Annotated in this window: 17 protein-coding genes; 2 read left to right on the forward strand and 15 right to left on the reverse strand. The window is 72.2% G+C overall.

The genetic code is table 11. The annotated features are described in order from the left end of the window. Positions 1–2: 2 nt before the first annotated feature. Both rpsL and RMN57_RS16940 read right to left on the reverse strand, forming a co-directional pair. Complete coding sequence (gene rpsL, locus RMN57_RS16935; protein WP_014144289.1) at positions 3–374, reverse strand: 30S ribosomal protein S12; 372 nt, start codon at positions 372–374, stop codon at positions 3–5. 454 nt (positions 375–828) lie between these two features. Then, the gene (locus RMN57_RS16940) at positions 829–1,401 is read right to left on the reverse strand and encodes a DUF1707 and DUF4190 domain-containing protein (protein WP_313764197.1); all 573 of its coding nucleotides are present in this window, start codon (positions 1,399–1,401) and stop codon (positions 829–831) included. Positions 1,402–1,833: 432 nt separating this feature from the next. Between RMN57_RS16940 and RMN57_RS16945 the strand changes: the two genes are divergently transcribed. Continuing rightward, a complete protein-coding gene (locus tag RMN57_RS16945; protein ID WP_313764198.1) occupies positions 1,834–3,156 on the forward strand; it encodes a DUF2786 domain-containing protein in 1,323 nt (440 codons plus the stop codon). A 103-nt stretch (positions 3,157–3,259) separates the two neighbouring features. Further along, on the forward strand, positions 3,260–4,360 hold the full coding sequence (locus tag RMN57_RS16950; RefSeq protein WP_313764199.1) for an ADP-ribosylglycohydrolase family protein: 1,101 nt from the start codon (positions 3,260–3,262) through the stop codon (positions 4,358–4,360). A gap of 64 nt (positions 4,361–4,424) precedes the next feature. Here RMN57_RS16950 and RMN57_RS16955 read toward each other — a convergent pair whose 3' ends face one another. From RMN57_RS16955 to RMN57_RS17015, 13 genes are all read right to left on the reverse strand, one after another. Continuing rightward, the gene (locus tag RMN57_RS16955) at positions 4,425–5,756 is read right to left on the reverse strand and encodes a serpin family protein (protein ID WP_313764200.1); all 1,332 of its coding nucleotides are present in this window, start codon (positions 5,754–5,756) and stop codon (positions 4,425–4,427) included. Between the two features lie 96 nt (positions 5,757–5,852). Then, a complete protein-coding gene (locus RMN57_RS16960) occupies positions 5,853–7,067 on the reverse strand; it encodes a cytochrome P450 (RefSeq protein ID WP_313764201.1) in 1,215 nt (404 codons plus the stop codon). A gap of 152 nt (positions 7,068–7,219) precedes the next feature. Then, positions 7,220–7,960, reverse strand: a complete 741-nt coding sequence (locus RMN57_RS16965; RefSeq protein WP_313764202.1) for an NAD-dependent deacylase — start codon at positions 7,958–7,960, stop codon at positions 7,220–7,222. 89 nt (positions 7,961–8,049) lie between these two features. Further along, the gene (locus tag RMN57_RS16970) at positions 8,050–8,664 is read right to left on the reverse strand and encodes a hypothetical protein (protein ID WP_313764203.1); all 615 of its coding nucleotides are present in this window, start codon (positions 8,662–8,664) and stop codon (positions 8,050–8,052) included. Positions 8,665–8,829: 165 nt separating this feature from the next. Further along, a complete protein-coding gene (locus RMN57_RS16975) occupies positions 8,830–9,528 on the reverse strand; it encodes a response regulator transcription factor (protein WP_313764204.1) in 699 nt (232 codons plus the stop codon). Continuing rightward, positions 9,528–10,712, reverse strand: a complete 1,185-nt coding sequence (locus RMN57_RS16980) for a sensor histidine kinase (protein ID WP_313764205.1) — start codon at positions 10,710–10,712, stop codon at positions 9,528–9,530. The genes RMN57_RS16975 and RMN57_RS16980 overlap by 1 nt, the downstream gene beginning before the upstream one ends. Positions 10,713–10,794: 82 nt before the next feature. Further along, positions 10,795–11,469, reverse strand: a complete 675-nt coding sequence (locus RMN57_RS16985; RefSeq protein WP_313764206.1) for a hypothetical protein — start codon at positions 11,467–11,469, stop codon at positions 10,795–10,797. A gap of 180 nt (positions 11,470–11,649) precedes the next feature. Further along, on the reverse strand, positions 11,650–15,543 hold the full coding sequence (locus RMN57_RS16990) for a DNA-directed RNA polymerase subunit beta' (RefSeq protein WP_313764207.1): 3,894 nt from the start codon (positions 15,541–15,543) through the stop codon (positions 11,650–11,652). Between the two features lie 101 nt (positions 15,544–15,644). Beyond that, entirely contained in the window at positions 15,645–19,121 is a 3,477-nt protein-coding gene (gene rpoB / locus RMN57_RS16995; protein WP_313764208.1) for a DNA-directed RNA polymerase subunit beta, read from the reverse strand. Positions 19,122–19,857: 736 nt separating this feature from the next. After that, positions 19,858–20,241, reverse strand: a complete 384-nt coding sequence (gene rplL, locus RMN57_RS17000; protein ID WP_313764209.1) for a 50S ribosomal protein L7/L12 — start codon at positions 20,239–20,241, stop codon at positions 19,858–19,860. 88 nt (positions 20,242–20,329) lie between these two features. After that, positions 20,330–20,893 (reverse strand): 50S ribosomal protein L10, encoded by a 564-nt coding sequence (gene rplJ / locus RMN57_RS17005; protein ID WP_238863793.1) that lies wholly within the window; start codon positions 20,891–20,893, stop codon positions 20,330–20,332. 411 nt (positions 20,894–21,304) lie between these two features. After that, complete coding sequence (locus tag RMN57_RS17010; RefSeq protein ID WP_313764210.1) at positions 21,305–22,165, reverse strand: hypothetical protein; 861 nt, start codon at positions 22,163–22,165, stop codon at positions 21,305–21,307. Positions 22,166–22,247: 82 nt separating this feature from the next. Continuing rightward, a complete protein-coding gene (locus tag RMN57_RS17015; RefSeq protein WP_313764211.1) occupies positions 22,248–23,207 on the reverse strand; it encodes a hypothetical protein in 960 nt (319 codons plus the stop codon). Positions 23,208–23,237 lie beyond the last annotated feature (30 nt).

Raw genomic sequence — 23,237 nt, forward strand, 5'->3', positions numbered from 1 at the left:
TCTTACTTCTCCTTCTTGGCGCCGTAGCGGCTGCGGGCCTGCTTGCGGTTCTTGACACCCTGGGTGTCGAGCGAACCGCGGATGATCTTGTAGCGGACACCAGGAAGGTCCTTCACACGACCACCGCGCACCAGCACGATGGAGTGCTCCTGCAGGTTGTGGCCCTCGCCCGGGATGTAAGCGGTGACCTCGATCCCGCTGGTGAGGCGCACACGGGCGACCTTGCGGAGAGCCGAGTTCGGCTTCTTCGGGGTGGTCGTGTACACACGCGTGCAGACCCCACGGCGCTGCGGGGAGCCCTTCAGCGCGGGAGTCTTGTTCTTCTCGACCTTGTCCTGCCGGCCCTTTCGGACCAGCTGCTGGATCGTAGGCACCGTTTCTCCGTTTTCTGTGTGCCAAGGCTTGGTGGAACTAACCTGCGGTGTTCCCGTCGCACACGGCCCCGTGGTCGACCCACGCGGTCGGGTGTGTTGGGTTTATTCCGGCACGGAATCCCATGGGCTGCTGTACAGCGACGGCGCTCACGCGCGGCGCGCCGAAAAGGCGCTCCGGCTTGGCGCGGCGACCGGTGTGCATGCACGCACAAGGACCCGGGGACACCCCAGGCACAAGGTCAGAGCGTACCTAGCGCATCCGGCGCGGTCAAAACAAATGGAACACCGCAGGTCGCGGCCGTCGGCCGGGTGTCGCGAGGGTGTCCCGCGCGCGGCCGCCCGGTGTCGGGCCGCTCCTCATGCCGCTCTATCACACCTCGGCGGCGCCCGCCACCGGAGGCGCGCCGACGGGGATCGGCCGACGCCGGGGGGCGGGGTCGGCCGACGCCCGGGGTCAGCCGACGGCGAGCACCACCAGCATGAACAGGCTCCAGATCACGCACTCCAGGTAGCCGAGGACCAGACCGACCGTGGCCATCGCGTCGCCGTCCTCGTTGCGCTCGCGGATCTGGCCCTTGGCGATGTGGCCGGCGATCACCGCCGGCAGCCCCAGCCCGACCAGGCTGAGCACCAGCGAGGCGACCGCGGCGCCGTTGGTCGGCCGCGCCGGCGGCGGCGGGGGCGGCAGGAAGGTCTGCGGCACCGGCGCGCCGGCCATCGTCATCGGCGTGACCATCGGGCCGGACGGCAGGTCGGCGACCAGCCGGGCGAGCTCGCCGTAGGTCTGCGCCGAGCTCGCGGCCTCGAAGCGCTGACCGTACTCGTCGGCGGAGAGCCGCCCCTCGGCGTACGCGGCCTTCAGCACGTCCACCGTGCGGTCCCGGTCCGTGTGGGCGGCCCGCATGGCCGCCTGCGGCATCTGCGGCGCCTGCGCGGGCTGCCACGGCTGGGCATACGGCTTGACCGGCACGTGCGGCGGCGGCGCCCCGTACCCGGAGCCCTGCTCGCCCCACGGCTGAACGGCCATCCGACACCTCCGACACCCCGGCGCGCTCCGCGCGCTCACTGCTCTTCATAGTGCAGGACGAACCCGGGCCCTGAGTAGTTGCCACTTTGCGCGGCGGGCTCCGGGCCGGTCCCGCGACCCACCCGTTCGAACGGCTCCGGCCCGCCGTCCGGCGCCCCGCCCGAACCCCGTGGCGCCGCGCGCGACCCACGGCCTGCCGGAATCATCCCGGAGGCGCTCGCCGGGGCCGAACCGGGGGTCGGATTCCGGCGGTCGGGTTCCCGGGTCGGGTTCCCGGGTCGGGTTCCGGCTGTCGGTGCCGGAGTTCCGGTGCCGGGCCCCGCGCCGCCCGTGCGGGCGCCCGTTCCCGGTCGCCGGGCCGGGCGCTCCGGCATCATGGGCGGGAGGCTGTCCTGACCGCAGGGCGGGACGAGCGACGAGGGCAGGCACACCGTGGGCAGGCGCAGGCAGCAGGGGCAGGCCGGGGCGGACGGGGGCGCGGCGCCGCTGCTGGACCAGGCGGTCCGGGCGGTGCTGACCGCGCCCGAGGACGGGCTGGACCTCGCCCTGGACACCGGTGCCTCGCTGATGGCGGCCGTCCCGGCCCAGTGGCCGGCGGTGAGCCGGGCGCTGCTCGGGTACGCGGACACCGCGGTCGGGCGCTGCTGGTCGGCGGGCTGGCGGCCGGCCGACCTGGCGCGGGTGGTCCGGCGGGAGCTCAAGCCGGTGCACCTGGCGCTGGCGGTGGACCTGATCGCCGCCGAGGGCCGGCGCCACCCGGCGGCCGCGCTCGACCGGCGCTGGCACGAGCAGCTGCGCGAGCTGGAGGCCGAGGTCTGGTGGCAGGGCGACGAGGCGTACCTGGCCGCCTTCGCCCACCGGCACCGGCTGGACCGCTTCGCGCTGGCGACGGCGGCGCTGGAGCTGCTGCGGACCTGGGGCCGGCTGCCCCCGATCGCGCCGGTCGGCCCGGGCCCGGGGCCCGGTGGCCGGGCCGGAGGCGCGCCCCGGGCGGATCGGCAGGCGCAGGGGCCGGTGCCGGGCGAACCGCGGATGCTCTCCCGGATCCGGGCGCTGCTGGCGAAGGCCGAGTCGACCGAGTACCCGGAGGAGGCCGAGGCGCTGACCGCCAAGGCCCAGCAGCTGATGGCGCAGCACAGCATCGACGAGGCGCTGCTGGCCGCCGGCGGCGCCGACCGGAACGCCCCGGGGGCGCTGCGGATCGGCGTGGACAACCCGTACGAGAGCCCCAAGACGATGCTGCTGGACGCGGTGGCGGCGGCCAACCGGTGCCGGGTGGTCTGGGCGAAGGAGTTCGGCTTCTGCACGGTCGTCGGCTTCGACGGCGACCTGGACGGCGTCGAGCTGCTCTACACCTCGCTGCTGGTGCAGATGACGCACGCGATGCAGAAGGCGGGCTCCCGCCAGCACCTGGACGGCGCCTCCCGCACCAAGGCGTTCCGGCAGTCCTTCCTGGTGGCGTACGCGGCGCGGATCCGTGAACGGCTGACCGCCGCGACCGAGCGGGCCACCGAGGACGCGGCGGCCGGGCGGCACCTGCGCGAGGACGGCACCGAGGAGCACCTGGTGCCGGACGAGCGGCTGCTGCCGGCGCTGGCGGCCCGCACCGAGGCGGTGGACCAGGAGGTGGGGCGGATGTTCCCGAAGCTGGTCTCGCAGCGCGTCCGGGTGAGCGACGGCGAGGGCTGGGTGGCGGGCCGCGCGGCGGCCGACCGGGCCGCCCTGCACGGCCGGGCCGGGGAGATCCGCCGGTAGCGGGCGGGTCCCGGGGAGATCCGGGCCGTCCCGGCCGGGACGGCCCGGCGGCCGCGGGCCGGCCTGATAGAACGGACTCCGGGACGAACGAGGGGGAGCGACGGTGACCGAGCCCAAATACCCGGACCGGGTGCGCGGCGCGCTGCTCGGCGGCGCGGTCGGCGACGCCCTGGGCTGGCCGGTGGAGTTCCAGCAGCTGCACCAGATCCGGGGGCAGTACGGCCGGGCCGGCGTGACCGGCCTGCCGTCCGGCGGCCGGATCGCCGAGGTCACCGACGACACCCAGATGACGCTGTTCACCGCCGAGGGCCTGATCCGCGGCTTCGTCCGCGGCTGGTCGGGCGGCGGCGGCTCGGTGCCGGAGGCCGTGCACGGCGCCTACCGGCGCTGGCTGCTGACGCAGAACCAGGGCGCGCCGGACCGCCACCCGCTCCCCCGCCCGTACGACGGCTGGCTGCTGCGGCAGCCGTTCCTGTACGCGCGGCGGGCGCCGGGCAACGCCTGCCTGAGCGGGGTGTCCTACCACCCGGAGTTCGAGGCGCCGGCCCCGTTCGGGCAGCCCGGGCCGATCAACGCGCACTCCAAGGGGTGCGGCACGGTGATGCGCTCGGCGCCGTTCGGGCTGGCCCGGCTGGGCGCCGAGCAGTCCTTCGGCCTGGCGGCCCAGTGCGCCCAGCTGACCCACGGGCACCCCACCGGGTACCTGGCGGCGGGTGCGTTCGCGTCGCTGGTGGAGCGGCTGGCGGACGGCGTGGAGCCGTGGACGGCGGTCGGCCTGACCGTCGAGCAGACCCGGGACTGGCCGTCCTCCAAGGAGACCGTCCAGGCACTGGCGAGGGCCGTCCGGGTGGCCGAGGAGGCCGAGCCGTCGGCGGAGGCGGTGGAGCGGGTCGGGCTCGGCTGGATCGCCGAGGAGTGCCTGGCCATCGCGGTGTACTGCCTGCTGGCCACCGCCTCGGGACCGGACCCGGCCAGGGGCGCCCTGCTGCTGTCGGTGAACCACTCCGGGGACAGCGACTCCACCGGTGCGGTCTGCGGCAACCTGGTCGGCGCGGCGTACGGCGCCGCGGCGCTGCCGACGGCCTGGACCGACGCGGTGGAGGGCAACGAGACGCTGCTGCGGGTCGCGGACGACCTGCTGGTGCTGTTCGGCAGCCGGGAGCCGGCCCACCCGGCGCTCGGCGACCGCTACCCGGCCTGGTAGCGGCCCCGGTCGCCCCGGTCGCCCTGACGCGCGCCGGGGCGACCGGGGATCGGTGCGCCGGGGCTCAGTGCGCCTGGGGGTCGGTGACCTGGCCGAGGAAGAGCGGCCGCCCGTTGGCGGTGTCCCGGATCAGGAAGAGGAACGGCCGGTCGACGTGCAGCACGGCGGGCTCCCGGGGGGCCTGCGCGGCCGTCGCCTCCAGGCCGACGCCGCTGCCGGCGGCGGCCACCGTGCCCTCCTCGTCCACCTGGACGGTGGCCTTCTGCACGACGGTGCCGATCACCAGCCGTTCGTTGTTGCCGGGGCCGGGGATGCCGCTGAGGTCGGCCGGGCCGAAGGCCGCCTGCACACCGAGCGCGCGCAGTGCGGGGGTGAGCTCGTTGGCGGTGTCGAAGTGGAAGCGCGGCAGCGCCAGGTCGACCTGCCGCTCGGCGAGCGAGTCCAGGATCAGCGCCAGCTGCGTCTGGTCCAGGCCCTTGCGGAAGGCCTCGAACCCGCCCTGCGCGGGCACCACCACGTCCATCGCGAGCCGGCCGCCGGCGTAGGGCAGCTCGACGGCCTGCCACGGCTCGCCGAGGATGCCGCCGGAGCCCTCGGCGTAGCGCAGGGTCGCGGTCCGGCTCATCGTGCCGACCGCCGGGGTGGAGCCGTCGAGGCGGTGGAACGGCCGCTCCGCGGTGTTCGCGGCCTGGAACGGGGCGGCCCACTTCGCCTTGAGGTAGAGCGCGTCGGTGAGGGCCAGCCGGGTGTCCCGGTTGAGCCCGTCCGGGCCGAAGAGGTCCTTGATCCGCCCCTCGGTGGCCTTCTCCACCGCCGAGTTGACCGTCCTGCGGGCGTCGTCCGGGTGCTTCTGGAAGTCGACCGGGTGCACGCCGGTGTCGAAGGCGGCGGCCAGCGTGCCCAGGTAGTCCTGGCCGAGCGGGAAGCCCTGCTGGACCCAGAGGTCGTCGGTCTGCCGGAGGGTCAGGCCGTCGGCGGGCGGGACGCCGCGGCCGAGGGCGCCCGTGGCGACGGCGTACTGCTGCGGGGTGAGGTCGGTGTGCAGCGCCCGGGCGAGCTCGTCGGCGGTGGTGCCGCGGGCGCCGGGCAGCACCATGGCGAGCACGGTGGCCAGGCCGGCCGGGGAGAGCACCAGGTTGCGGCCGGCCTGGTCGGGCGTCGCGGTCAGGGTGTGCAGGAGGTCGAGACCGAAGGCGTTGGCGGCGGCCGCGGTCGCTTCGAGCTGGGCCGGGTCGGCGGGCGGCAGGGAGGCGGGTGCGGAGGCCCGGACGACGATCGGTGCGCCGGCGGCGCCGCTGCCGCACCCGGCGAGCAGCGGCGCGGCGAGCGCGGCGGTGAGGAGCAGGACCGCCGGGCGGCGGGCGGGGAACCGGGTTCCGTGCGTGCGGCTCGTCATGGCGGTTCGACGTGCCCGCCGCCCGGCCGGTTCCACGGCCCGCACCGGGCCGCCCGGGCCCGCCCGCTTCGCCCGGCCGGGGCGCCGCCGGCCGGATCAGACCTCGACCAGCAGCTCCCGCAGCCCGCGGATCACGTAGCCCGGGCGCCACTCGGGCTCGCGGACCAGCCGCAGGCCCGGCGCCCGGCGCAGCAGCGCGCCGTACGACTCGCTCAGCTCCAGCCTGGCGAGCGGGGCGCCGAGGCAGAAGTGGATGCCCGCGCCGAAGGTGATGTGCGGGTTGTCGGTGCGGCCGAGGTCGAGCCGGTCGGGGTCGGCGAAGCGGGCCGGGTCGCGGTTGGCGGAGCCGAAGAGCAGGGCGATCTCGGCTCCGCGCGGGACGGTGACGCCGCGGACCTCGATGTCCTCCAGCACCCAGCGCTCGAACATCTGCAGCGGGGTGTCCCAGCGCATCAGCTCCTCGACGGCGGTCGGCAGCAGGCCGTCCACGTCGGCGCGCAGCCCGGCCAGCTCGTCGGGGTTGCGGAACAGTGCCCACCAGCCGTTGCCGGTGGTGTTGACGGTCGCCTCGTGGCCGGCGTTGAGCAGCAGCACGCAGGTGGAGACCATCTCCTGCTCGCTGAGCGCGTCCGCGCCCTCCTGGGCCTGGATCAGCGCGCTGATCAGGTCCCCGCCGGGGGCGGCCCGGCGCTCGCGGATCAGCGCCCGCAGGTAGTCGGAGAACTCGGTGCTCGCGGTGACCGCCCGGCGGGCGGCCTCCTCGGTGGGGTTGAGCTCGAACATGCCGGTGATGTCGGCGGACCAGGGCCGCAGCAGGTGCCGGTCCGCCTCCGGGACGCCGAGCATCTCGGCGATCACCGCGACCGGCAGCGGCTCGGCGACGGTCGCGATCAGGTCGCCGCCGCCGGCCGCGAGCAGCCCGTCCACCAGTTCGCCGGCGAGCCGCTGCACGGTCGGCCGCAGGCCCTCGACCATCCGCGGGGTGAACGCCTTGGAGACCAGACGGCGGATCCGGGTGTGGTCCGGGCCCTCCAGGTCGAGCAGCCCGTGGTCGTTGAGCGTGTGGAACGGCTCGTGCGCCGGGTCGGGCGCGGGCCGGCCGAACTCCTCGTGGGTGAAGCGGTGGGTGTACGTCCGCCCGAGCCGCCGGTCCCGCAGCAGCGCGCTGACGTCCTCGTACCGGGACACCAGCCACTGGCCGGTCGGTTCGAAGTACGTCACCGGCGCGTGCTCGCGCAGCTCGGCGTACGCGTCGTACGGGTGGGCCACGAACGCCGCCGACCAGGGGTCGAACTTCGCCGTCGTCGTCATCGATCGATCACTCCTGGCCGTGAGGGGGAGAGCCGGGATGATCATCGTACGCACGCGGCCTGTCCGGTTTAAGGCCCTGTCCGGTCGTCCCGCGCGCACGAGGAGATCGGCCGGACAGGGCCCGGGAGCGTTCGGCCTCCGGGTGCCCGGCCTCAGGACGCCTCGGCCAGCAGCCGCCGCACCAGCGCCGGGAGGGCGGTGGAGATCGGCTCGCGGATCACCTCGGCCGCCGCCGCGTCGAACGGCGTGGGCTCGCCGTTCACCACGATCAGGCGGGCGCCGGACTCCAGGGCGATCTGCGGGAGCGCGGCCACCGGGTAGACCTGGAGGCTGGTGCCGACGGCGATGAAGAGGTCGCAGTTCCTGGCGATGGCGTCGGCCTGCTGGAGGACCACCTGGTCCAGCGCCTCACCGAACATCACCGTACGGGGCTTGAGCACACCGCCGCAGGCCCGGCAGGCCGGGTCCGGCTCGCCGGCCGCGACGCGCTCCAGCGCCTCCTCCATCGAACCCACCACCCGGCAGTCCACGCACTGCACCTCCCGGGCGGTGCCGTGCAGTTCGAGCACCTTGCGGGGCGTCAGACCGGCCCGCTGGTGCAGGCCGTCGACGTTCTGGGTGAGCACCCGCATCGGCAGCCCGCTGCGCTCCAGCTCGACCAGGGCCCGGTGGCCCGCGTTCGGCTCGGCGGCCAGCGCGCCGGCGTCCCGGCGCAGCAGCCAGGAGCGGCGGCGGACGTCCGGGTCGGCCAGGTACGGGCCGATGGTGACCAGGTCCTGGGCGCTCGGGTCGCGCTGCCAGAGGCCGTTCGGGCCGCGGTAGTCGGGGATGCCGGAGTCGGTGGAGATGCCTGCTCCGGTGAGCACGGCGATCAGCGGACGCTTCGCGTTCATGCCCCGGACGGTACGGTCCGGCCGTCGGGGCCGCCAGCGAATTCCGCCGGCGGCCCCGCCACCGCCCGCTCGGGCCCGGGCCGACCCGCTCAGGCCCGGGCGGCCACCGGTCGGCGCACCGCGGTGAAGCCCGCCAGCGGGGCCAGGGCCGCCAGGTAGAGCACGGCGGCCAACGGGATCAGCGCCAGGTCGGCCGCCGTCATCGCGGTGCCGACCAGCACCAGCACCGGGCTCCACCAGCGCAGCGTGCGCGTCCGGCCCGCCGCGGCGGCCACCAGCAGCGCCAGCAGGCCGACGTAGAACAGCAGCGGACCGACCGTGTAGAAGGCCGGCAGCACCCCCGGCCGGCTCTGGACGACGTCGAACAGCCGGTGCTGGTCCGCCTTGTCGACGGCCACCGCCCCGACGTAGAGGTCGATGCCGATCTGCCCCAACGAGGCCACCAGGCCCGCGAAGGCCGTCCCCGCGGCCGCGTCCGCGGCGAGCCGGCCCACCGCCCCGCGGGGCCGCAGCCCCCGGCGCAGCGCCGCCAGCACCACGCCGAACAGCAGCAGCCCGACGAACATCAGGCCGTGGCCGACCAGCCAGCCGGGGCCCGGGTCGCGGGAGCCCTCCAGCAGCCGCACGCCGCCGTACAGGCCCATCAGGGCGGGGGCGCCGACGACGGCGAGCGGGGTGAGGCGGGCGGGCTTCGAGGTGTTCATGGGTGCGCTCCGAATCCGTGGGTCCGTTCCGACACCACCGATGCTGTCCGCTCCGGCCCTCGTCGCGGATCGCCCGTACCGGCGAAGTGCCCGCCTCCCCCGCGCGGGTGAGCCGCGCTCAGCCCTGAGCAGCCCGGCCCCGCGCCGCCCGGCCCTGACCCGCGCTCAGCCCTGCCCGGCCACCACCGCGCCCGCCTCGTAGGCGAACACCACCGCGTGCACCCGGTCCCGCAGCCCGAGCTTGGCCAGCACGTTGCTGACGTGCGTCTTCACGGTGTGCTCGCTCACCACCAGCTCGGCCGCGATCTCCGCGTTGGAGAGCCCGCGGGCCAGCAGCCGCAGCGTCTCCTGCTCCCGCACGGTCAGCTGCTCCAGCAGCCGGGACGGCGCCCGGACGCCCTGCACCCCCTGGGCCGCGGCGCCCGGCCCGCCCGGCCGGCGGGCGGCGAACTCGCCGATCAGCCGGCGCGTCACCGACGGCGCCAGCAGCGCCTCGCCGGAGGCCACCATCCGTACGCCGTGGGCCAGGTCGTCCCGGCGGACGTCCTTCAGCAGGAAGCCGCTGGCCCCGGCGTACAGCGCGTCGAAGACGTAGTCGTCGATGTCGAAGGTGGTCAGCATGATCACCTTGGTGGCGGGGTACTCGGCGCAGACCCGCCGGGCCGCCTCCAACCCGTCCATCACGGGCATCCGGACGTCCAGCAGCAGCACGTCCGGTTCGTGCACCCGCACCGCCTCGATCGCCTCCGCCCCGTCGCAGGCCTCGCCGACCACCTCGATGTCCGGCTGCGCGTCCAGGATCATCCCGAACCCGGCCCGCACCAGCTCCTGGTCGTCCGCGACGACCACCCGTATCGGCTGCATCAGCCCACCTTCTCCGCCAGGCCCGCTGCACCCAGGGGCAGCCGGGCGCTCACCAGGAAACCCCTGCCGCCCGGCCCCGGCCCGGCCTCGGCCCGGCCGCCGCAGGCCACCGCCCGTTCCCGGATGCCGACCAGGCCCCGCCCGCCGGACCAGCCGCTCGCCACGTGCTCCGACGACAGTCGCAGCCCGCGCCCGTCGTCGGCCACCGTGACCGACAGCTCCTCCCCCGCGCGGACCACCCGTACCTCCACCCGCGAGGCCTCGGCGTGCTTCACCGTGTTGGTCAGCGCCTCCTGCACGATCCGGTAGGCCGCAGCCTCCACCTCGGCCGGCAACGGCCCGGCGGTGGCGTCCACCTCCAGCTCGACCACCGGCCCGGTGCTGCGCACCCGCTCGGCCAGCGCCGGCAGTTCGGCCAGCCGCGGCTGCGGAGCCAGCTCCGGCGCCGCGCCGTCCTCCTTCAACACCCCGAGTACCCGGCGCAGTTGGACCATCGCGTCGCGGCCCGCGCCGGCGATGTCGTCGAAGGCACGGATGGCCCGATCCGGGTTGTCGCGCACCACCAGCGGCCCCGCCTCGGCCTGAATGACCATCAACGAGACGGCGTGAGCCAGGATGTCGTGCATCTCGCGGGCGATCCGGGCCCGCTCCTCGACCACCGCGCGGGCCGCGTCGCTAGCCGCCCGCCGCCCGGCCTCCAGCGCCCGGTCGGCCTCCACCCGGGCCAGCCGGCGCAGCTCGCGCACCAGCGAGCCGAAGACGAAGGTGCCGATCGTCAGCAGCAGGCTGAAGAACGCGCCGTTCACCGAGTGCGTGCCCAGGATGTTGGAGACCACCAGGACCCCCAGCAGCAGCCGGCGCTGCCAGTCCCGGGCCCGGTCCGCCACCGTGTAGATGCTGACCACCGCGTACACCGGGATCTGCGGCATCACCGAGTGGGCGACGACCGACACCGGGATCGACGCCAGACCGCTGAGGGCGGCCACCGTCAGCGGCGCCCGGCGGCGCCAGGGCAGCGGCAGGGCGGTGCCGATCGTCATCGCGTAGACCCACCAGGGCCAGTCCGTGTCGTCGTTGCGGACCGACCAGAGCGAGACCGCGAACGAGAACACCGCCAGCGGCACGTCCAGCAGGTACGGGTTCCCCCCGGCCAACCTGGCCCACCACTGCGCCACTCGTCCCACCGCGACCCCTCCCCCGAGCCCGGGGGCACCGCCCCCGCGGAGAAGATCATGCCCCACCGGCAGCACGCTCGGCACCCGGAGCTCAGCCATGCGCGACCGTCACGCCCCCCGTCTCGGCCCGGGCGAGGATGCCGCGCGGCGCCCCCGGCTGCCGCGGCACCGCCACGTCCACCCCGCCCGTCCCGGCGCTCGCGTCCACTGCGTAGGCGTCTCCGGCCGGCACCCGCAGCCGCACCCCGCCGGTCCCGGCCCGGGCCTCGACCTTCGCCGGCGCAGCGGCGAAGGAGGCCTCGATCCCGCCCGTGTCGGACCGCAGCAGCGCCGTCGGCGAGGTCAGCCCGCTCGCCTCCACCCCGCCGGTGGAGACCGTCGCCTCCACCTCGCCGGCCAGCCCGCTCAGCCGCACACCGCCGGTCTCCGCCGTCACCCGCACGGTCGTCCCGGCCGGCACGTCCACCTCGTAGCCGAGCCCGCAGTCGTCGCAGTCGTAGGTCAGCGTGAGCGTCCCGTCCTTCAGCTCGTGGCTGCTGCGGGGCGCCTCCCCCCGGTAGTTCTGGTGCTCGGTGACCCGGGCCCCGGTTCCCTCGCCACCGCGCACGACCACCCCGCCGATCCGGCCCTGGACGACCAGCACCCGGACCGGCTCGGCCACCGCGTAGCTGACGTCGCGGCGCTCCTCGTCGTCCCCGACGAAGCAGCCGGACATCCCGGCCAGCACCGCCCCCGTGATCGCCACCGCACCCAGTACCCGCTTCATTCCCGGCTCCTCCCGCATCCGTGTCTCGACGCTCCGAGGCTCCCCCGGGCGGGCCCGCCGGCGCCTCGCCCGCAGGAGCGGTTCCGCCGCCTCCCCCGCGCGACGGATCCGGATGCGGGAACGCCGCAGGGCGGCCACCCGGATGGGGTGACCGCCCTGCGGCGTTCAGTGACCGTGGACTCAGCCGGTGTACGGGCCGTAGTCGTAGTCGTCCAGCGGGACCGCCTGGCCGGAGCCGGCGCCGAAGGGCGACAGGTCGTAGTCGTCGTAGCCGACGGCCGAGTACATGGCGGCCTTGGCCTCCTCGGTCGGCTCGACCCGGATGTTGCGGTAGCGGGGCAGACCCGTACCGGCCGGGATGAGCTTACCGAGGATGACGTTCTCCTTGAGGCCCAGCAGCGGGTCCGACTTGGCGTGGATCGCCGCGTCGGTGAGGACCCGGGTCGTCTCCTGGAAGGAGGCGGCCGACAGCCAGGACTCGGTGGCCAGCGAGGCCTTGGTGATACCCATCAGCTGCGGACGGCCGGAGGCGGGGTGACCGCCCTCGGAGACCACGCGACGGTTCTCCTGCTCGAAGCGGCCGCGCTCGACGAGCTCGCCCGGGAGCAGCTCGGCGTCGCCCGACTCGATGATCGTCACGCGGCGGAGCATCTGCCGGATGATGATCTCGATGTGCTTGTCGTGGATCGACACACCCTGCGAGTTGTAGACCTTCTGGACCTCGGCGACCAGGTGGACCTGGACGGCACGCTGGCCCATGATGCGCAGGACGTCGTGCGGGTTGGTGGCACCCATGGTCAGCTTCTGGCCGACCTCGACCGCCTCGCCCTCGCTGACGAGCAGCTTCACACGCTTCGAGACCGGGTAGGCGATCTCGTCGGTGCCGTCGTCCGGCGTGATGACCAGCTTGCGGGTCTTCTCGGTGTCCTCGATGCGGACCCGGCCCTGCGCCTCCGAGATCGGGGCCACACCCTTGGGGGTACGGGCCTCGAAGAGCTCGACGACACGCGGCAGACCCTGGGTGATGTCGTCACCGGCCACACCACCGGTGTGGAAGGTACGCATGGTCAGCTGGGTACCGGGCTCACCGATGGACTGGGCGGCGATGATGCCGACCGCCTCACCGATGTCGACCAGCTTGCCGGTGGCCAGCGAGCGCCCGTAGCACATGGCACAGGTGCCGACGGCCGACTCACAGGTCAGGATCGAGCGGGTCTTGACCTCGCTGATGCCGTGGCGGATCAGCTCGTCGATCAGCACGTCACCGAGGTCGGTGTTGGCGGTGGCAAGGAGCTTGCCGTCCACCGTGATGTCCTCGGCGAGCATGCGGGCGTAGACGCTGGTCTCGACGTCGTCGGCCTTGCGCAGCACGCCGTCGGCACCGACGGAACCGATCGCCAGCTTCAGGCCGCGCTCGGTGCCGCAGTCCTCCTCGCGAATGATGACGTCCTGGGAGACGTCGACCAGACGACGGGTGAGGTAACCGGAGTCGGCGGTACGGAGGGCGGTGTCCGCGAGACCCTTACGGGCACCGTGGGTGGAGATGAAGTACTCCAGCACGGTGAGACCCTCACGGAACGACGCCTTGATGGGTCGCGGGATGGTCTCGTTCTTCGCGTTGGACACCAGACCACGCATACCGGCGATCTGGCGCATCTGCATCATGTTTCCACGAGCACCCGAGTCGACCATCATGAAGATGGGGTTCGTCTTCGGGAAGTTCGCGGCCATGGCGTCCGCGACCTCGTTGGTCGCCTGGGTCCAGATGCCGACGAGCTCCTGCTTGCGCTCGTCGTTGGTGATCAGACCGCGCTCGTACTGCTTCTGGACCTTCTCCGCCTTCGCCTCGTAGCCCTCCAGGATCTGGGGCTTGCTCGGCGGGACGATGACGTCCGAGATCGAGACGGTGACACCCGAGCGGGTCGACCAGTGGAAGCCGGACGCCTTCAGGTTGTCCAGGGTCGCCGCGACGACGACCTTCGGGTAGCGCTCCGCCAGGTCGTTGACGATCGCGGAGAGCTGCTTCTTGCCCACCTCGTAGTCGACGAACGGGTAGTCCTCGGGCAGCAGCTCGTTGAAGAGCGCGCGGCCCAGGGTGGTGTTCAGGCGGAAGGACTCGCCCTCGAACCAGGTCGGGCGACCCTCCTCGTCCACCGGCGCGGTCCAGCCGCGGGGCGGGACGGTGCCGATCGGCAGGCGCAGCTCGATCGGGGCCTGGACGTCCAGGTCGCGGGCGTCGAAGGCCATGATCGCCTCGGCGGTCGACGAGAAGGAGCGGCCGGCGCCCTTCACGTTCTCGCGGTCCGAGGTGAGGAAGAACAGACCGAGCACCATGTCCTGGGTCGGCATGGTGACGGGGCGACCGTCGGCCGGCTTCAGGATGTTGTTCGAGGACAGCATCAGGATGCGGGCCTCGGCCTGCGCCTCCGCGGAGAGCGGCAGGTGGACGGCCATCTGGTCACCGTCGAAGTCCGCGTTGAACGCGGTGCAGACGAGCGGGTGGATCTGGATGGCCTTGCCCTCGACCAGCTGCGGCTCGAAGGCCTGGATGCCGAGGCGGTGCAGGGTGGGTGCACGGTTCAGCAGCACCGGGTGCTCGGCGATGACCTCTTCGAGCACGTCCCACACGACCGGGCGGGCGCGCTCGACCATGCGCTTGGCCGACTTGATGTTCTGCGCGTGGTTCAGGTCGACCAGGCGCTTCATCACGAACGGCTTGAAGAGCTCCAGCGCCATGGCCTTCGGCAGACCGCACTGGTGCAGCTTGAGCTGCGGGCCGACGACGATGACCGAACGGGCCGAGTAGTCGACTCGCTTGCCGAGCAGGTTCTGGCGGAAACGACCCTGCTTACCCTTCAGCATGTCGCTGAGGGACTTCAGCGGACGGTTGCCCGGGCCGGTGACCGGACGGCCACGACGGCCGTTGTCGAACAGCGCGTCGACGGCCTCCTGGAGCATGCGCTTCTCGTTGTTCACGATGATCTCGGGCGCGCCGAGGTCGAGAAGCCGCTTCAGGCGGTTGTTGCGGTTGATGACGCGGCGGTACAGGTCGTTCAGGTCGGAGGTCGCGAAGCGGCCACCGTCCAGCTGCACCATCGGACGCAGGTCCGGCGGGATGACCGGGACGCAGTCCAGCACCATGCCGTTGGGCTTGTTGGTGGTCTGCAGGAACGCGGAGACGACCTTGAGGCGCTTGAGCGCACGGGTCTTCTTCTGGCCCTTGCCGGTGCGGATGATCTCGCGCAGGCGCTCGGACTCCTCCGCCAGGTCGAAGGTCTCCAGGCGGTCCTTGAGGGCCGCCGCGCCCATCGAGCCGGAGAAGTAGGTGCCGAAGCGGTCGCGCAGCTCGCGGTAGAGCAGCTCGTCGCCCTCGAGGTCCTGGACCTTGAGGTTCTTGAAGCGGGCCCACACCTCGTCGAGGCGGTCGAGCTCGCGCTGCGCGCGGTCGCGCAGCTGCTTCATCTCACGCTCGGCGCCCTCGCGCACCTTGCGGCGCACGTCGGCCTTGGCGCCCTCGGCCTCCAGCTCGGCCAGGTCGGTCTCGGCCTTCTTGGCACGGGCCTCGAGGTCGGAGTCGCGGCGGTTCTCGATCTGCTGACGCTCGACCGAGACGTGCGCCTCCAGGGACGGCAGGTCGCGCTGGCGGCGCTCGTCGTCGACCCAGGTGATCATGTAGGCGGCGAAGTAGATGACCTTCTCGAGGTCCTTCGGCGCCAGGTCCAGCAGGTAGCCCAGGCGGGACGGGACACCCTTGAAGTACCAGATGTGGGTGACCGGGGCGGCCAGCTCGATGTGGCCCATCCGCTCACGGCGCACCTTGGCGCGGGTCACCTCGACGCCGCAGCGCTCACAGATGATGCCCTTGAAGCGGACGCGCTTGTACTTGCCGCAGTAGCACTCCCAGTCCCGGGTGGGGCCGAAGATCTTCTCGCAGAAGAGTCCGTCCTTTTCGGGCTTCAGGGTGCGGTAGTTGATGGTCTCCGGCTTCTTGACCTCGCCGTGCGACCACTGGCGGATGTCGTCGGCGGTGGCCAGGCCGATGCGGAGCTCGTCGAAGAAGTTGACGTCAAGCACTGGTCGTCAAGCCCTCTTTCGTAAGTCGAGAGTCGTTCGTGTGGTCTGAGGGGGGCCTGGGGGCGGGCCGGCTGCTCAGCGGGCAGCCGGCCCAACCTCCGTCAGACCTCTTCGACGCTGCTCGGCTCGCGCCGGGACAGGTCGATGCCGAGCTCCTCGGCGGCGCGGAACACGTCCTCGTCGGAGTCCCGCATCTCGATGGACTGGCCGTCCGAGGACAGCACCTCCACGTTGAGGCAGAGCGACTGCATTTCCTTGATGAGGACCTTGAAGGACTCGGGAATGCCGGGCTCGGGGATGTTCTCGCCCTTGACGATGGCCTCGTAGACCTTCACGCGGCCGAGCACGTCGTCGGACTTGATGGTGAGCAGCTCCTGCAGCGCGTAGGCCGCGCCGTACGCCTCAAGGGCCCACACCTCCATCTCACCGAAGCGCTGACCACCGAACTGCGCCTTACCACCCAGCGGCTGCTGGGTGATCATCGAGTACGGGCCGGTCGAGCGGGCGTGCAGCTTGTCGTCGACCAGGTGGTGCAGCTTGAGGATGTACATGTAGCCGACCGAGACCGGCATCGGGAACGGCTCGCCGGAGCGGCCGTCGAACAGTCGGGCCTTGCCGGTGGAGTTCACCAGGCGCTCACCGTCACGGGTGAGGGTGGTGTTGTCCAGCAGACCGGTGATCTCGTCCTCGCGGGCGCCGTCGAAGACCGGGGTGGCGAGGTTGGTGCCGCCCTCGACCTTGTCCGCGCCGATCACCTGCAGGCGCTTGGCCCACTCGTCGGCGAGGCCGGAGACGTCCCAGCCCTGCTTGGCGAGCCAGCCGAGGTGGATCTCCAGGACCTGTCCCGGGTTCATTCGGGACGGGACACCCAGCGGGTTGAGGATGATGTCGACCGGGGTGCCGTCCTCGAGGAACGGCATGTCCTCAACCGGAAGGATCTTGGAGATGACACCCTTGTTGCCGTGACGGCCGGCGAGCTTGTCACCGTGGGTGATCTTGCGCTTCTGGGCCACGTAGACGCGGACCAGCTGGTTCACGCCCGGGGGAAGCTCGTCGCCCTCCTCGCGGTCGAAGACGCGGACGCCGATGACCTTGCCGGACTCACCGTGCGGCACCTTCAGCGAGGTGTCGCGGACCTCGCGCGCCTTCTCGCCGAAGATCGCGCGGAGCAGGCGCTCCTCCGGGGTCAGCTCGGTCTCACCCTTCGGGGTGACCTTGCCGACCAGGATGTCGCCGGTGACGACGTCGGCGCCGATGCGGATGATGCCGCGCTCGTCGAGGTCGGCGAGGACCTCCTCGGAGACGTTCGGGATGTCCCGGGTGATCTCCTCGGGGCCGAGCTTGGTGTCACGGGCGTCGACCTCGTGCTCCTCGATGTGGATCGAGGAGAGGACGTCGTCCTGCACGAGGCGCTGCGACAGGATGATCGCGTCCTCGTAGTTGTGGCCCTCCCACGACATGAACGCCACGAGGAGGTTCTTGCCGAGCGCCATCTCGCCCTCGTCGGTGCACGGGCCGTCGGCCAGCACCTGGCCGGCCTCGACGCGGGCGCCCTCGTCCACGAGCACCTTCTGGTTGAAGGAGGTGCCCTGGTTCGAGCGGGTGAACTTGGCGGCGCGGTACGTGGTGTACGTGCCGTCGTCGTTGGCCACGGTGACGTAGTCGGCCGAGACCTCCTGGACGACGCCGGCCTTCTCGGCGGTGATCACGTCGGCGGCGTCGACGGCACAGCGGTACTCCATGCCGGTACCGACCAGCGGAGCCTCGCTCTTCAGCAGCGGCACCGCCTGGCGCATCATGTTCGAGCCCATGAGCGCGCGGTTGGCGTCGTCGTGCTCGAGGAACGGGATCATGGCGGTCGCGACCGACACCATCTGGCGCGGCGAGACGTCCATGTAGTCGATCTCGGTGCCCGGGATGTAGTCGATCTCGCCACCACGGCGGCGGACCAGGACGCGCGGCTCGGCGAAGTGCAGGTCCGCGGTCAGCGGCGCGTTCGCCTGGGCGATGACGTAGCGGTCCTCCTCGTCGGCGGTCAGGTAGTCCACCTGCTCGGTGACCACACCGTCGACGACCTTGCGGTACGGGGTCTCGATGAAGCCGAAGGCGTTGACCCGGCCGTACGAGGCCAGCGACCCGATCAGACCGATGTTCGGGCCTTCGGGGGTCTCGATCGGACACATGCGGCCGTAGTGCGAGGGGTGCACGTCACGGACCTCGAAGCCGGCGCGCTCACGGGAGAGACCACCGGGGCCGAGGGCGGACAGACGGCGCTTGTGGGTCAGGCCCGACAGCGGGTTCGTCTGGTCCATGAACTGCGACAGCTGGCTGGTGCCGAAGAACTCCTTGATGGAGGCGACGACCGGCCGGATGTTGATCAGGGTCTGCGGCGTGATCGCCTCGACGTCCTGGGTGGTCATGCGCTCGCGCACGACGCGCTCCATACGGGCGAGACCCGTACGGACCTGGTTCTGGATGAGCTCGCCGACGTTGCGCAGGCGGCGGTTGCCGAAGTGGTCGATGTCGTCGACCTCGACCACGATGTCGCGGCCGTTCTCGTCGCGCCACTCGGCCTCACCGGCGTGCAGCTTCACCAGGTACTTGATCGCACCGATGATGTCGGGCTCGGTGAGCACGCCGGAGTCCAGCGACTCGGCGTTGCCCAGCTTGCGGTTGACCTTGTAGCGGCCGACCTTCGCGAGGTCGTAGCGCTTCGGGTTGAAGTAGAGGTTCTCGAGCAGCGTCTGCGCGGCCTCACGCGTCGGCGGCTCGCCCGGACGCAGCTTGCGGTAGATGTCCAGCAGCGCGTCGTCCTGGCCCTGGGTGTGGTCCTTCTCCAGGGTGGCGCGCATGGACTCGTACTCGCCGAACTCCTCGAGAATCATCTCGTTGGTCCAGCCGAGCGCCTTGAGCAGCACGGTGACGGACTGCTTGCGCTTGCGGTCGATGCGGACGCCGACCATGTCGCGCTTGTCGATCTCCATCTCCAGCCAGGCACCACGCGAGGGGATGACCTTGCAGGAGTAGATGTCCTTGTCGGACACCTTGTCCAGGGTGGAGTCGAAGTACACACCCGGGGAGCGGACCAGCTGCGACACGACGACACGCTCGGTGCCGTTGATCACGAACGTGCCCTTGTGGGTCATGAGCGGGAAGTCGCCCATGAAGACCGTCTGAGACTTGATCTCACCGGTCTCGTTGTTGGTGAACTCGGCCGTGACGAAGAGCGGAGCCGCGAACGTGAAGTCGCGGTCCTTGCACTCGTCAATGGAGTTCTTCGGCGGCTCGAAACGGTGGTCGCGGAAGGTCAGGGACATCGACCCGCTGAAGTCCTCGATCGGCGAGATCTCCTCGAAGATCTCCTCCAGACCGGACTTGGTGGGGACGTCCAGACCAGACTCCAGCGCCTGCTCGACCCGGGACTTCCAGGCCGCGTTGCCGAGCAGCCAGTCAAAGCTCTCGGTCTGCAGGGCCAGGAGGTTCGGGACCTCGAGGGGCTCCTTGATCTTCGCGAAGGAGACGCGGAGCGGGGCGGTGGATGCGGCGGAATTGTTCGAGGCGTTGCGCGGCGCGGCCAAGAGGGGGGTCCTTCCGAGGGCTCGGAGCTCACTACGCGCATACCAGCCGGGCCTTCACGGGCTTGGATCCGCCTCCGTGACCGTCGGCCTCCGCCGGGGGAAATCCCAGGTCAGAGCCGCTTTGCGGAGGCGATGCCAGACCCCTTCAGGGCAACGCAGACTCCGGGCGACGAGTCACGGAGCAGCTAACAGGCAGCGCAAAGGGACAGTGTAGCCAAACGGCACACTGCTGTCCAGCTCTGATTCGGAAACCGAATCGGAGACTCCTCCCGGTCGCCGACGGGCGCGTACGCCCGCCGGGTACTGCACGGCCCGGGAACTCCCGGACCTCCACCACTCACGTGGAGTCACTTCCCGCCGGAGCCACTGGTTATGCATCCAGCAGTGGACCAACCGGGGCGGACTCGCGCCTTGAGAATCGCGCGCCGCGCCTGGTTCGTCAAGGGCCCGCCTCCGGCGCGGGCCTCGACACGTCTATCGCCGCGGACCCGCCCGGCGTTACAGAAGCCGTGGTCGGGGCCACTGCCGACGTCAGCGATCACCATACCCGCCCGCACCGACAGTGCCGAGTGCGCTCTGGGCCGGACCGGTGGTTCGGCCGCGCGGGCCGCCCCGGGCCCGGGTACGCGAAAAGGCCGGGCCGACCACCCGCAAGGGTGATCGGCCCGGCCTCGGAGCTCCGGCCCCCTCAGAGGGGGCGCAGGGGCACCTCCCGGCCGCTAGGGCCGGGGGAGAGTCACTTGACGGTGACCTTGGCGCCGGCACCCTCGAGGGCGGCCTTGGCCTTCTCGGCAACGTCCTTGGCAACCTTCTCCAGGACCTTGGCACCAGCGGTGTCAACGAGGTCCTTGGCCTCCTTCAGGCCGAGGGAGGTCAGGGTGCGCACCTCCTTGATGACCTGGATCTTCTTGTCACCGGCGGCGTCGAGGATGACGTCGAACTCGTCCTGCTCCTCAGCGGCCTCGGCCGGGGCACCCGGGCCGGCGACCATGACGGCGGCGGCCGGAGCGGCGGCGGTGACGTCGAACTTCTCCTCGAAGGCCTTCACGAAGGCGGCGAGCTCGATGAGGGTGAGCTCCTCGAACTGCGCGAGCAGCTCGTCCTGGGACAGCTTCGCCATGATGGCGTCCTTCCACTAAATCGGCAGGTGGTGCCGTATGTACGGGTTGGGCGGGCACGGGCCCGCAGCGAGGCGTGAGCCTGCGGAATTACTCCGCGGCCTCGTCCTCGGCGGCGGGAGCCGGCGTACCGGCACCGCCCTGCTCGACCTTGTCGCGCAGCGCGTCCACAGTGCGGACGAGCTTCGACGGCAGGGCCTGGAAGAGCGCGGCAGCCTGGGACTGCTTGGCCTTCAGGGCACCCGCCAGCTTGGCGAGCAGCACCTCGCGGGACTCGAGGTCCGCGAGCTTCTTGATGTCATCGGCGGACAGTGCCTTGCCATCAAGAACACCGCCCTTGATGACGAGAGCGGGGTTCTCCTTGGCGAAGTCACGCAGAGCCTTCGCCGACTCCACCGGGTCACCGGTGACGAAGGCAACAGCCGTCGGACCGGCGAACAGGTCGTCGAGCTCCGTGATCCCGACCTCGTTGGCCGCGATCTTGGTCAGCGTGTTCTTCACCACGGCGTACTGGGCGTTGTCACCCAGCGAGCGACGCAGGGTCTTGACCTGCTTCACCGTCAGACCGCGGTACTCGGTCAGTACGGCCGCGTTCGAGCCACGGAACATCTCCGTGATCTCGGCGACGGCAGCAGCCTTGTCGGGCCTAGCCATAGGCTTACGCCTCCTTCCGTGATGTCGAAGTCCGGCCGACCGCGAGAGTCGACCATTCGCGCCGCGGACCACCGGACGGAAGGAAAGCCTCTGCGGAAAAGCAGATGAGCCCCGGTGCGCAGGCGCACGGGGCTCAGCACGACCTCGACAGGTCCCGTGTGCGGACACACACGACCCGGAAGTCCAAGCTCCAAACAGTCCTGCGCGGGCTGCCTGCGACGAAGCGCAGATCCTTCGGTCGCGAACGTCCTTGCGGACGTACGGCGACAACCAGCGGTCTTTGGCTTCGGCAACAGTAGCCGGACTCCGCCGTCCGGGGCAAATCGCCCTCCGCGGGGCCGGCGGCCGGCCCCGCCGCCGGTCGGCGACCGGCTTCGGCGATCAGCGGGCCGGCGGTCAGCCGACCGGCGCTCAGCGGGCCAGCGGGGAGACGCTGCGGGTGCCGGCGTCCACGGTGTCCCCCTCGGCCGGGGCCTGCACCGAGAGCGGGCCGGCGAACTCCGAGTAGACCACCGAGTCGTCCGCCCGGCCGATCTCCCCGGTGCCGGTGCGCTGCAGCTTCACCAACTGGTCCCTGTCGTTCAGCCAGAGGTCCAGGGTCAGCGAGACCGAGCCGCCCGGGGTCAGCGCGGCGCGCAGCCCGTCCCGCCGGGCCGGGCTCAGCTGGGTCTGCGCCGCCGCGTACCGCTCGGCGTCGGTGGTGACCCGGTAGTGCGCGACCGTCGCGTCCTCGAACTTCTCCTCGCCGACGAACTGCGCCTCCACCCCGTCCGCGGTGGCGGCGGCCAGCGCCTCGGCCGGGTTGAGCAGGTCGATCAGCCCGGCGTACGGGATCTCCTTGTGGCCGTCCGGGCCCGGCGGGACGGAGAACCGCTCCCAGTGCCGCCCGCCGAGCCGGGCCGTGGCGGCCGCGTCGCCGCCCTGGTAGGCGACGGTGTCCACGACGATCAGCTGCTCGGCCTCGGCCGGGGTGGTGCGCTTCACCTGGAGCGCCGTCTTCGGCAACCAGAACAGCGGGCCGGTGCCGGCGTCCGACCCCAGCCGGTAGTTGACCTTGGCCCGGCGGGCGGTCTGGGCGTTGAGCTGGGCCGAGAGCAGGACGCCGTGCGGGGAGCGGTCGGTCGGCTTGGCCGGGCCGGTCGGGGAGGCGCTGGTCGGCGTCGGCGTGCGCGAGGGCGTCGGCGCGGGCGCACCGTCGCTCCCGCACGCCGTCAGGCCGCCCGCCAGCAGCACCGCGGCCGTCCCGGCCGCCAGCCGCCGCCGCACCGCCATGCCCGTCTCCCGTTCCGTCCCGTCACCGCCCGGCCGCCCGCGCGGCCACGTCCTGCGAGCCACCATGCCACCAGCGGGCCGGTCAGCTCGCGGCGCCCCCCTTGGCCGCCCCGGCGACGTCCGCCAACTCGGCGACGTCGGACGGGTCCGGCGCCGTGGTGGCCACCTTGGTGCCGTAGTCCGAGTAGGTGACGGTGACCTTGAACGGGCCGGCCTTGGTGTCGGCCTCCTCGGTCCGCTTCACCACCAGGTTGTCCGAGTCGACCCAGACGTCCACCGTCTCACTGGTGACCCCGGCGGCCTTGAGGTTCTTCTTCACCTGCGCGAACTGCTCGTCGGTCAGCCCGCTGCCGCCCGCGGCGGCCAGGTCGGCGACGGTCAGCTCACCGGTGTAGTGGGTGGTCTGCTTGCCGCCGACGGTCTCCGTGCCGGCCTCGCTGACCTTGCCCGAGGCGATCAGGGTCCGCACGCCCTCGACCGGGTCGGCGCCCTTCAGCTGGTTGCCGCCGATCCCGCCCTGGGCCTTGCCGAGGTCCTCGTAGCTGTAGTGCAGCCAGTGCTTGCCGCCGAGCTCCTGGACGGCCTGGCCGCCCACCCGCATGTACATCCCGTCCTTGAGGTACCGGGCGGTGAGGGTGGAGCCGCCGGTGAGCGCGGAGAGCTGCTTGCCCGCGGCCGTCGCCGACATGTCCATCTGCAGCTCGCCCTGGAGGCCGGCGGCCCAGGAGAGGGCCCCGGTCGCCTTGATCGTGCCGCCGCCGATGCTGATCTCCTCGGTGACCTTCGCGGAGGTCTGCGCGCCGGTCTTCTCGGTGACCAGCTTCAGGTAGGCCGCCGGGGTCAGCTTGACCGGGGCCTCCTTGGTCGGCTCGGCGGTCGGGGTCGCCGCGGCCGGGGTGGCCGTGGCCGGCTGTGCGGCGGCCGAGGTCGGCGCGGCGGGCGCGGCGCTGCCGCTCTTGTCGTCGTTGCAGGCGGTCGCGGTCAGGGCCAGTGCGGCCAGCACGACGGCCACGGCGGTGTTGCGGGTGGTGGTTCCAGCCATGATTCCCCCTCCGAGGAGCTCCCGGGCGCG

Origin of the sequence: Kitasatospora sp. CM 4170, assembly GCF_032110285.1 — a bacterium.
Taxonomy (GTDB): domain Bacteria; phylum Actinomycetota; class Actinomycetes; order Streptomycetales; family Streptomycetaceae; genus Kitasatospora; species Kitasatospora aburaviensis.

Coding starts and splice junctions, on each gene's coding strand:
- RMN57_RS16940 (WP_313764197.1), bottom strand. CDS start 1,401: ATGGCCGTTCAGCCGTGGGGCGAGCAGGGCTCCGGGTACGGGGCGCCG.
- RMN57_RS16955 (WP_313764200.1), bottom strand. CDS start 5,756: ATGACGAGCCGCACGCACGGAACCCGGTTCCCCGCCCGCCGCCCGGCG.
- RMN57_RS16960 (WP_313764201.1), bottom strand. CDS start 7,067: ATGACGACGACGGCGAAGTTCGACCCCTGGTCGGCGGCGTTCGTGGCC.
- RMN57_RS16965 (WP_313764202.1), bottom strand. CDS start 7,960: ATGAACGCGAAGCGTCCGCTGATCGCCGTGCTCACCGGAGCAGGCATC.
- RMN57_RS16970 (WP_313764203.1), bottom strand. CDS start 8,664: ATGAACACCTCGAAGCCCGCCCGCCTCACCCCGCTCGCCGTCGTCGGC.
- RMN57_RS16975 (WP_313764204.1), bottom strand. CDS start 9,528: ATGCAGCCGATACGGGTGGTCGTCGCGGACGACCAGGAGCTGGTGCGG.
- RMN57_RS16985 (WP_313764206.1), bottom strand. CDS start 11,469: ATGAAGCGGGTACTGGGTGCGGTGGCGATCACGGGGGCGGTGCTGGCC.
- rplL (WP_313764209.1), bottom strand. CDS start 20,241: ATGGCGAAGCTGTCCCAGGACGAGCTGCTCGCGCAGTTCGAGGAGCTC.
- rplJ (WP_238863793.1), bottom strand. CDS start 20,893: ATGGCTAGGCCCGACAAGGCTGCTGCCGTCGCCGAGATCACGGAGATG.
- RMN57_RS17010 (WP_313764210.1), bottom strand. CDS start 22,165: ATGGCGGTGCGGCGGCGGCTGGCGGCCGGGACGGCCGCGGTGCTGCTG.
- RMN57_RS17015 (WP_313764211.1), bottom strand. CDS start 23,207: ATGGCTGGAACCACCACCCGCAACACCGCCGTGGCCGTCGTGCTGGCC.